Raw genomic sequence first — 9,660 nt, 5'->3', positions numbered from 1 at the left:
ATGGATTTCGACACATCCCGCAGTTTGCAGGGCCTCAGACTGGGGCAGGGGGGTTTGATCCTCAGTGGAAACGCGGGCGTAGCCGATCAGGGGCATGAAAACGGGCCGTTTGCAATTTTAGGTGTCACTACTAAACCACCGAATGAGCGTGCGATCAGAGACCGGCTGCTTTGGTTAGGTTCACCCGGAACCGGTCGCGACGGCGCTGGTAGCGGCGGGTCATCTCGGCCGAGGCGTGTCCGAGCTGTTTCTGGACAAAGCGCTCATCGACTTCGGCCGAACTTGCGAGACCGGCGCGCAACGAGTGACCGGAGAACAGCGCAAGGCGCTCGTTTTCGGGCAGCTCGGCTCGGATGCCGGATTTCAGCACCGTCTTCTTGATGAGGCGCGCGACATGCTTGTCGTTGAGCCGCTCGTCCATCGCCCGCTTCCCGTCCCTCGACGTGCGGGTGAACACGGGGCCGAAATCGATCTTGGCGAAATGCAGCCATTGCTCGAGCGCATGCACAGGACAGGTCTGTTCTGAGGATCCGCGTCCGATTTCCACCTCGCGCCAGCCTGTCTTTGCGTTCAATGTCAAAACCGCGCCATCTTCGAAGACGTCAATCCATCCGCTACTGTCAGGCGTGTCGTCTTTGCTGACGTCCAGGCTGACGACTTCGGAGCGGCGCAGACCGCCTGCAAAGCCGATCAGCAAGATCGCCCGATCCCGCAGGCCGCGCAGATCGAAGGGCAGGGTGGCCACCATGGCGAGAATGTCCTCGGGCAGGATCGCTTCCTTTTGCACAGGCGGGCGCGCGTGCCTGCGTTTGATCCCAGCGAGGACGTTGGCGATATGGCGGTCCTTGCGATCGAGCGAGAAGCCGCGTTGCGCATAGTTCCAGGCCAGGCCGGACAGGCGGCGCTCGATCGTAGAGACGGAGAGGGCAGGGGTGCCTTTCGCCGGCGCTGCCAAATCGGTCAGGTAGAGCCCGATCATTTCGGGAGACGGGGGGAGGGGATCCGTTCCCTTCAATCTGCACCAACGCGCGAAGTGCTTCCAGTCGGCGGCATAAGCTTTGTTGGTGTTCTCGGCGGTCGAGGCCCTGGCGTAATCACGGGCGGTGTCGACAAGCCGGTCGAGCGTGCCGGACCCGGCCACATGGGCCGGTAGGGCGATGGGGTCGGTGCTGACTTGGTCTCTCTCGTCGCGCTGAGCTTGATTGTTCGAATCGGAGGGCGCTGAGGTCGATTTCTCGGCGTCTGTGTCGGTCTGCCGGAATTCTTGAGACTGCGGTCCATTTGTTTTCAATGCTTTGCCGGTTTTTCATTTCGAGATTGAGTCGGAATTCATGAGACTGTATATGGACGTGAGTCACTATTCGTAAGACTACACAGCATCCGTGCGTCGTTCAAGTCATGTCCGATAATCCCGTGCCTGACCAAGACTGGGAAGAAGCCGAGTTTCGCGCAAGAGTGCTTGCCGAACTGCCGGAACAGCTCACCGAAGGTGACGTTTCTTGGGCGATGCGGCGGTTGGATGTCAGCCGGGCGACGGTCTATCGTTTGGCAAAGCAGTTCCGGGAGGATGCGCGGACCAGCGCGCTTCTGCCGAATACATCCGGCCCAAAGCCAGGCATGCAGCCAATGGACCCTGCGGTCGAGGCGATCGTGGCCCACCATTTCAAGGAATTCTACGCCACCCGCCGCAAACCGACCAAGACCCGGTTCTGGCGGGAGGTTGCAGCCGACTGCAAGGCGAAAGGGCTGGCACCACCCTCGATCCGGCGCCTGGGCCGTTGGCTGGATCTGAAGGATCAGGCAAAACTTATGGCCAGGCGGGAGGGGAAGGACAAGGCGGAGCGCCGCCACCTTGCCACGCCCGGAACGCTCACCGCGGCCCGCCCGCTCGACATCGTCCAGATCGATCATACCAAGGCTGATGTGACGGTCGTCGATCCAGTAACCCGGCGCCCGCTTGGCCGGCCGACGCTGACCGTGGCGATCGACGTGAATACCCGCATGGTTCTGGGGTTTCACCTGTCTCTGGAACCGCCCTCGCTTCTTTCCGTTGCGCTTTGCCTGACCCATGCGGTGATGGACAAGTCGCATTGGCTCGCGGCGCGTGGGATCAACACAGATTGGCCCGTTCATGGCATGCCAAGGGCGATCTACGTTGACAATGGCGCGGAATTCCATGCCCGCGCCTTCGGGCTCGCCTGCGCCGAGTACCAGATCGACCTTCGGTACCGCCCTCCAGGCACACCGCGCTACGGCGGCCATATCGAGCGCCTGATCGGCACGATGATGGGGGCGGTTCACCTGCTGCCGGGCTCGCATTTCTCGAACATCTTCGAGCGTGGCGATCTCGACGCGGAGGCCGAAGCGGTGATGACTCTGCAGGAGCTGGAAACCTGGCTCGCGTTGGAAATCACCGGCTCCTACCACGCGCGCATCCACAGCGCGTTAGAAACTACGCCCTCTGCGGCCTGGGGGCTGACTGCAGGCCAATCTAGGCTCCGCATGCCCGCAGATCTCCGGCAATTCCTGGTGGATTTTCTGCCCTCTGAACAGCGGGTCTTGCAGCGTGACGGCTTTCATCTCTTTCACATCCGCTACTGGGCGGACGAGTTGCGCTGGCTGATGGCCCGGGAAAGTCGCAAATACACCCTCAAATACGACCCACGCGATCTCTCGCGCATCTTCGTGCTGACCGAGGATGGCATTATCGAGGCGCGGCCGGCCGATTTGACCCGTCCCGCGATCACGCTCTGGGAACACCGCGCGGCGCGGCGCGCCTTGCGGGAGGCCGGGCGCCGGTCGGTGGATGAGGAACTCATCTTTCGGACGATCGAGGCGCAGCGCGACCTCGTTGATAGCGCCGCGCGGCAGACCAAGGCGATACGGCGCCACCAGGCCCGGCGGGCGCATCTGGACCCACGCCCGATGCGCGATGTGACGCCTGGGCCAAATGCGCCCGAAGCGCTTCCCGCCTCGGAAAACAAGAGCAATGCGCTGAAAGACCACCCGGGCTTCTATGTCGAGGAATGGTACGATGACGACTGAGTTTCCGCATCTCTATCCGAACGCCAGCAGAATTGCCGCCCTCAGCGCCGAGGAGCGGATCCTGCGCATCCGTGCCGACCGATGGGTGTCCTATCCCCGAGCGGAGGCGGCGCTCGCCAAGTTGGAAACCCTGCTATCCTTTCCGGAACGTGCCCGGATGCCGAACCTGCTCCTGGTCGGCGAAAGTGGCATGGGCAAGACCATGATCATCGAGAAATTCACGCGCGATCACCCCTCGAGTTTTGATGACACCACTGGTCGGTTGCACATGCCGGTCGTCGCGGTGCAGATGGTTTCAGGCCCCGATGAGACAAGGTTCTACCGCCGGATTCTGGCTGCAATCGGTGCCCCGGAACCTCCCCGCGCAACGCTTGCTGTCCTTGAAAGCCTGGCCCTGCGGCTGCTCACCGAGTTGCGCCCTCATATGCTGGTGATCGACGAAATCCACAGCCTGCAGGCGGGCACGATACGCGAGCAGGCACGGTTCCTGAACATGCTGCGATTTCTGGGCAACGAGCTGCGCGTTCCTCTCGTTTGTGTCGGCACCGCCCAGGCCCGTAATGCGCTGCGCACCGATGACCAGCTGGTACGCCGTTTTGAGGCGTTCGGCCTGCCGCCCTGGCAGGACGGGGCCGATTTCACCGGGCTGATGAGCACGCTCATGCGCAGCCTGCCGCTAAGGCGGGAAAGCGAGATCGACGAGAAGGCGCTGTCGCGGATGATCAAGGTGACCGGCGGCATCACCTCGGGGATATTTTCCATCATGTCTCAGCTGGCAATCGCCGCCATCGAAAGCGGCGAGGAACGCATCCTCTCGCGCGATATTCTGAGCGGCGACCGGTTGCAGGCGGTTCTGGGAGAGCCAGTGTGATCGGGCAGGGCCTCCTGCCGGTGGTGTTCCCACCCGAGGCTGACGAACGCCTGTCCTCCTGGATCGCCCGCATGGCGCCGTTCTACGCGATGACCGTCCCGGAGTTCCTGGCCGAGTTGGGGTTCTCGGGCCGCGACGTCTTCGATCTGGAATGGCGTCTTTCGGAAGGGGAGGGGGCCCTGATCGCTGCCCGGACCGGGCTCTCGGACGAGGCAGTTCACGCGATGACTTTCGGGGAGCAAATCCCCGAGGCCCGTGTGATGATCCGCCGGAACCGGCACCACTGCCTGCAATGCCCCGCCGACGTGCAGAACAAGTCCGCGGCTCTTCCGTGGGTTTTTCGGTGTCCTGTCCATGGTTCAGATTATCAGGATACGACAGGCGAGACGCTGCCTGTGGTGCTGGGTGCAAAACGGATGGCGACAGCGGACGCGCCTGCAAAGGTCGGGGCTGCTGTTCTCGATGCGTGGGTTCAGGGACTCGGTCTGGGGGATCTGGGGCCAGTCGAGATATTGGCCCTTCTGACAACACGACACCGCCGAGCCTCGCCCCCATCTCTTTCCGAGCAGCCGCGCATGTCGCTCGAGACGCGCCGCGACTACCACGAGTTTCTCACCACGCCGATCATCCGCCAGGCGCTGACGGTTGTCGTCCCAGAATACGATGAGGTCGCGCCGGTCCTGACCAAACCAGTGCGCCCCGGCTTGTTTGGCCTCGCACAGGGCTCGTTGTTACAAGCACTCGCATTGACGGTGGGGATAGGTCGGGTCGTCGATAACCCGGTCGATCAGGCGATATCCATCTTGCTGAAGAGCGACGTGGTCGGGCAGGTGCGGGTTCGCGAGGCGCTGGCGACATGGCCTCTCTCGTTGAGGAGACGCATCTCAGCCCGGCTCTGGCGTGCTCAGCGCGACGAGAGAGAGCGTCAGAGCGCTGCAAAGCCCAAGAAACGTCGCCAGTCTCACGAATTCCGGCGCGTCCAGTCTCATGAATACCGCTCCAGAATCTCATGAACCCCGGTTCGTTTTTCAGGGAAGTGTTTGAATCTCATGAATTCCGGTCATCCGACACCGTTATTCGTGAGATTGCCCATGTTTTGGGGCATATCATTTTTATGTCCGATAACGCAAGGTTATTGGACGTGTTATGAATCGACAGAGTTAGGCGGTTTCTGTGCTAATTTGTGGTAAAAAGCGCCGCGCCAGTATAGTGCTGGGGCATGACCTATGCCCGTCACGATCCCGCGGACGACTTCGACACAATATCCAGGATACCCTCCTGGGTCACCTCAGCACGCGCTGAAACTATTGAAGATGTTGCCTTTTTATCGGGTGCGGCGCTGAACCACCTGCATGTTGTGTTGCGGCGCGAGGACCTCCCCCAAGCCTTGTTGCGCGATCGACTGGCGCTGCGCGCGGCCGAGGCTTGTGTAACGTTTTCGGGGGGGGCCGAAAGGGCAGGCGAGTTGCGCGACGCGGTGCATCTGCTGCGGCCCGGCGACCTGCCCGGCCCGGCGGGAGAGGCCTATCTGTCTTGGCGGCGCGCGGTGGAACGGCCGGTGTCGGTCAAGGCTCTGGCCCGAGCTTTGCCGATCCTCGAGCCGGGCCAGATCGCCACTTGGCTCGACGCGGGAAATGGGGCACCGGTGACCCGTTCCGCGGCGGTGCTGGAGGCAGTGCTGACGGAGGAACCGCGTGCAGAAGTGTCGGCGCTCGTCCTCGCTGACGCCGCCCTCGCCCAGGAACTCGACTGGGATCATCTCGTGCCTCTGCTGGCGGCGGGACTGAAACGCGCCGACCTGCGCAAGCGAGGCGAAGACCTAAGCTTGGCCTGTCATCGGGCGTTAGCAGCCTCGGTGATCGAAGCCGTCCGTTTGGCTGCCGACCTCGCGCGTCAGGCTGGGCATCTCAAAGCGGTTGCACCAAAGCTTCGGGCGAAGGGGGCCGGGGAGGCGGTCGAGATATTCCTGACACAGGACGCGGTGGCACCCGGTGCCTTGCCCTTGCCGGACCGCGCCGCGCGGCGGCTCTGTGACCGGTTGGTCGATCTCGGCGCGGTGCGCGAGCTGACCGGCCGCGATACCTTCAGGCTCTATGGAGTGTAGGAATGGCGAAGGACCGACCTGAGCCGGACCTGGACCGCGAGTTGCCCGACCTGCCGTCCGAGCTGCGCTGGCGCGAATGGATGCGGCGGATCGAGGCGGTGCTGTTTGCGTCGGCCTCGCCGGTGCCGCGCGAAGATCTGGCCCGTGTCGTGGGGCAGGGAGCGTCGGTCGATCTGCTTGTAGAGGACCTTGCCGCCGATCTGGAGGGGCGGTCGTTCGAGGTGGGACGCGTCTCGGGCGGATGGATGCTGCGCACCCGCCCCGCCTATTCCCCGGCGATACGGGCGGCGGCGGATGTGGGCGATCAGGATCTGAACCTGACCGAGTTCGACGTCGCGGTGCTGGCCGCCATCGCCTATCACCAGCCGATTACCCGCGACGGGCTGAAAGACATCTTCGGCAAGGAAATCAGTCGTGACCTAATCGGGCGGTTGCATGCCCGCGATCTCATCGCCACCGGCCCCCGCAGTCCACGTCGTGGCGCACCCTATACCTTCGTCACCACCGAGCAATTCCTGGTGGCCTTTGGACTCGAGACGTTGCGCGACCTGCCAGACCCGGAACAGCTGGGTGACGCCGGGCTGGCGGCGCGCCCCTGAAACCCGCCGGGAATTCTCACAGCGCTTGCCGCTTCTGATGGAGCCGCGCGGCCGCTTGAACGAGATCTGCCAAATTCGGGCCAGCGGTGGTAGAGCAAGGCCCAGCTTTGGGCCGAGGCAGGACGGCATCGCTGAATGATGTGACCAGTCCGCTCCAAGCTGGCGCAGCCTGAGCGACACGTTTCCAACAAGAGATCGCGGGACTTCTTCTCTTTCCGAAAGGTGTCGATTGCCCTTTCGTCATTTGTCGAAACTGCTGATAGCGATCCCGATGGGAGAGGCGCGCGATGGACATGCGCTTTCCACCAAATTGAAAGCAGGCGGCGCCGAGCAGATCAGGCAGTGATCTCTTGCTTCCTGACCGATGCCCTGCCGCGTGCAGGGCAAGCAGGTCATCGATCAGCCGTTCAAGGCGACGGACGCCATGGGCGGCAGGAGCGGTGGGTTTGCCGAGCTCTGCGCCACACAGGGCGCAAAACTGGTGCGGCACAAGGCGGTTCTGTCTGAACGGGGCGAGCCCGCCCTCGCAGGCAGGGCATCGGTCCCGAAATCGGCACCCATGCCGAAAGCAGGAAACCCGCGTTGCCAGGGTCCAACCGCGCCGAAAATAGGGTGTCTCGTCTTCAACCAGACAGGCCGGGCAAAACTGCAACCAGTTTGCCTGCGACCCCGATACGCAGCTTCCCCCCCCTTCCGGGCCGCAAGGGCAAGCGCAGCCGGGCAAGGGGATCGGGCGCGACGGCCAAACCCGCAATGTCTTCCAGAGGTACCCGGGTATGCTCAACGAGCAGGCGGAGGACGCGTTCGGGCAGCCTCCGGTCAAGTCGTGCCGACCAGTTCTCGCCCGCGGCCCCGAGAAACCCGCCGAAGTAGCGGCGCGGAACGCCATTGGCATGGGCGAGGCGATGCAACCAGCTTGACAGGAGCTCGCCTGGAGCCGGTGCGACATCCACGGGCCAGCGGCGCCCTGCCACGCTGCCATATCTGCGCGCGGGGGTGACGCTGATCCCGGACGGCCCCAGGCTCACGTCATTTCGTTTCGCAAGGCAGAATTCCGGCGCTTCGACAGCGGCACATAGCCAAGGGCGGAAAGGGCCGCGCCCGTGATCCGTTCCTCTCCGCCCGCAATCGCGGCAACCGCGGCCCGGGTGACGATGTCGACGACCTCGCCGATCAACCCCTCCGACAGATCGTGGATGATCCTGGCCAACGGCTCGCGCGACAGGTCGGAGGCGCGAGCGAGGGGCATGCTGGCCTCGAGGCTGTCGAGGAGCGTGGCGAAATCCTCGTCATACCCCCACCGGGGAATGGGCACCGTATCGAATCGCGATCCCATTTCATCGGTGTCATGCACCGCATCATAGACCGCAACTTCACCGACAAGGACCGGCGAGATGTCATGGACCCGGGCAATGCGGCGCAAAAACGAGAAGATCGCTTTCACATCCTGGCGCCGTCCGCGCAACGCGCTGTGGAATTCGTCGAAAATGAGCAGACGCGGCTTCAGGCTGTCCAGGAGATGGTCCACCTGCTCGCCGGCCCGGGACAGGCTGCGCCAACCCGCGGCCTGAGGCGCGCGCAGACCGGAAAGAATACTGGCATAGAAGTGAGAAAGGCCGGCGCCTTCCCGGGTCTGGATGACCCAGACCCTTTGCCGGTCCGCTTGCCGAAGATGCTCGACCGCGAACCGTTCGGCGATCATCGTCTTGCCGTTGTGATAGGCGCCGGTCAGCAGAAGTCCTCTCGGTCGCAGGGACGCGGGCCGCTCAAGAAGCATCCGCATCGCGTCATGGGCTTTCGTGGCGACCGGATGGCTGATCCAGCGCGGCGCGCGGATAGCGGCAATCCGGGCCCTGTCGTCCGATTGCAGCTGAAGGAGAGCGGACGAAAGAAGATGATCCGTCATCTCACCACTCCTCCACAGGGAAGACCCGACGGGGACGATCCGGATCGGGCTTCGCCGGAGTCGGGGCCGCGGCTGCGGCGAGGCTGGCGTAGGGTTTTTCGGCCTCGGCGGCGTGCCGGGCACGTACCCTCTCCTTCAACTGCCGCTTCGTGGTTTCTGCCCCCGCCACGGTCGCGGTGATTTCGCGCCGGATGGCCGTCTTGTCCTGCACGCGGCCGCGACCGTCTGCGCGCCGCCGCATGCGGTCCGCCTTATGCTGCCACAATGTGATCGCCAGCGTCACGCCGTCGCGTCGCTTCACTGGCCGACAGATCCCCGCGTCCGGATCCCTGACATAGATATGGCTGATGTCCCGGGGGTCATAGCGCACATCGAGCGGGTCCAGCCGGTCACGTCGGGCGACCAGGGAGCCGAGCCAGGGCTCGTAATAGTCCAGGGCAAACAGGCTGATGCCTTGCGGTGAAATCCGGCGGGACTTGCGCGGCAGGAAATTGAGCAGGACATCAACAGGATCGTCGACCGGGCGGCCCAGGGTTTGGCACCGTCGTTCCCACTCAATGGCTGGGACGGTGAGCTTGCGGGCGTTCTGGCTCAGATTGTGGTCGATGATGGCCAACGCGACGCAGCGCTCGAGGTCCGCAAAACGAAGCCGTGCCCGTTGTTCCGAGGAATATTCACCCCGGTCCGCAACGGATCGCCCGGTCTTGCCGGGCAATGACCGCAGGACGGCGTTCACCTTCCCCAGGAGTCGCTCGACAATTCCGCCCCGGTGAACGGTTCCCTTGTTTCTCGAGCGGATCGTGATGCCATAGTCAGCGCAGCCTTGCGTGAAGGTGCTGCTCTGGAATTCCTTCGCGGAATCCACGACGATCTGCTTCGGGCGGCCGTACATCGGCCAGGCATGCTCAAGGCTGCGGTCGGACAGCCAGGTTTCCTTCCGACACATCGCATGCGCGAGGCAGAGCGCGACGGACAGTCGCGATGGGCGCTCCAAGGTCAGGCAGAAGCCGATAATCGCGCTTGTTGCAACATCGGCTGCGATAGTGAGATAGGGGCGTCCGATATAGATGCCCTGACCATCGATGACTTCCACAAACTGGATGTCGGCGGGGGTATGGTCTATCTGGACGACATC

General features: G+C 63.4%; 10 protein-coding genes and 1 pseudogene. 5 read left to right on the top strand and 6 right to left on the bottom strand.

The features are described 5' to 3' along the window. Positions 1-96: pseudogene (locus tag Q1V51_RS13455) on the bottom strand (recombinase family protein); the annotation flags it as partial. Positions 97-154: 58 nt separating this feature from the next. Further along, positions 155-1,291, bottom strand: a complete 1,137-nt coding sequence (locus tag Q1V51_RS04905; protein ID WP_300553637.1) for a tyrosine-type recombinase/integrase — start codon at positions 1,289-1,291, stop codon at positions 155-157. A gap of 107 nt (positions 1,292-1,398) precedes the next feature. Here Q1V51_RS04905 and Q1V51_RS04900 point away from each other — a divergent pair, with 107 nt between their 5' ends. From Q1V51_RS04900 to Q1V51_RS04880, 5 genes are all read left to right on the top strand, one after another. Beyond that, positions 1,399-3,045 carry a Mu transposase C-terminal domain-containing protein gene (locus tag Q1V51_RS04900; protein ID WP_300553635.1) on the top strand — a complete coding sequence of 549 codons (1,647 nt, stop codon included), beginning with the start codon at positions 1,399-1,401 and terminating at the stop codon, positions 3,043-3,045. Continuing rightward, on the top strand, positions 3,035-3,916 hold the full coding sequence (locus Q1V51_RS04895) for a TniB family NTP-binding protein (RefSeq protein ID WP_300553632.1): 882 nt from the start codon (positions 3,035-3,037) through the stop codon (positions 3,914-3,916). Before Q1V51_RS04900 ends, Q1V51_RS04895 begins: the two co-directional genes overlap by 11 nt. Then, entirely contained in the window at positions 3,913-4,929 is a 1,017-nt protein-coding gene (locus Q1V51_RS04890) for a TniQ family protein (protein WP_300553629.1), read from the top strand. Before Q1V51_RS04895 ends, Q1V51_RS04890 begins: the two co-directional genes overlap by 4 nt. 206 nt (positions 4,930-5,135) lie before the next feature. After that, positions 5,136-6,020 carry a DUF1403 family protein gene (locus Q1V51_RS04885; RefSeq protein ID WP_300553626.1) on the top strand — a complete coding sequence of 295 codons (885 nt, stop codon included), beginning with the start codon at positions 5,136-5,138 and terminating at the stop codon, positions 6,018-6,020. Between the two features lie 2 nt (positions 6,021-6,022). Then, positions 6,023-6,619 carry an SMC-Scp complex subunit ScpB gene (locus tag Q1V51_RS04880; RefSeq protein ID WP_300553623.1) on the top strand — a complete coding sequence of 199 codons (597 nt, stop codon included), beginning with the start codon at positions 6,023-6,025 and terminating at the stop codon, positions 6,617-6,619. A 16-nt stretch (positions 6,620-6,635) separates the two neighbouring features. Here the strand turns inward: Q1V51_RS04880 and Q1V51_RS13450 are convergent, their stop codons facing one another. The 4 genes from Q1V51_RS13450 to Q1V51_RS04870 form a co-directional block, all read right to left on the bottom strand. Then, on the bottom strand, positions 6,636-7,271 hold the full coding sequence (locus Q1V51_RS13450) for a TniQ family protein (protein WP_366522705.1): 636 nt from the start codon (positions 7,269-7,271) through the stop codon (positions 6,636-6,638). Next, entirely contained in the window at positions 7,243-7,572 is a 330-nt protein-coding gene (locus tag Q1V51_RS13445; protein ID WP_366522704.1) for a TniQ family protein, read from the bottom strand. The genes Q1V51_RS13450 and Q1V51_RS13445 overlap by 29 nt, the downstream gene beginning before the upstream one ends. 71 nt (positions 7,573-7,643) lie before the next feature. Beyond that, entirely contained in the window at positions 7,644-8,525 is an 882-nt protein-coding gene (locus Q1V51_RS04875) for a TniB family NTP-binding protein (RefSeq protein WP_300553620.1), read from the bottom strand. A 1-nt stretch (position 8,526) separates the two neighbouring features. Then, a partial coding sequence (locus tag Q1V51_RS04870) for a transposase (RefSeq protein ID WP_300553618.1) occupies positions 8,527-9,660 on the bottom strand: 1,134 nt, incomplete at its 5' end.

Source organism: Maricaulis sp. (genome assembly GCF_030149235.1).
Lineage (GTDB): Bacteria > Pseudomonadota > Alphaproteobacteria > Caulobacterales > Maricaulaceae > Maricaulis.
The sequence above is the reverse complement of the archived record's forward strand: the minus strand, read 5'-3'. Positions and strand labels throughout refer to the sequence as shown.

Coding starts and splice junctions, on each gene's coding strand:
- Q1V51_RS04885 (WP_300553626.1), top strand. CDS start 5,136: ATGACCTATGCCCGTCACGATCCCGCGGACGACTTCGACACAATATCC.
- Q1V51_RS04900 (WP_300553635.1), top strand. CDS start 1,399: ATGTCCGATAATCCCGTGCCTGACCAAGACTGGGAAGAAGCCGAGTTT.
- Q1V51_RS04880 (WP_300553623.1), top strand. CDS start 6,023: ATGGCGAAGGACCGACCTGAGCCGGACCTGGACCGCGAGTTGCCCGAC.
- Q1V51_RS04875 (WP_300553620.1), bottom strand. CDS start 8,525: ATGACGGATCATCTTCTTTCGTCCGCTCTCCTTCAGCTGCAATCGGAC.
- Q1V51_RS04895 (WP_300553632.1), top strand. CDS start 3,035: ATGACGACTGAGTTTCCGCATCTCTATCCGAACGCCAGCAGAATTGCC.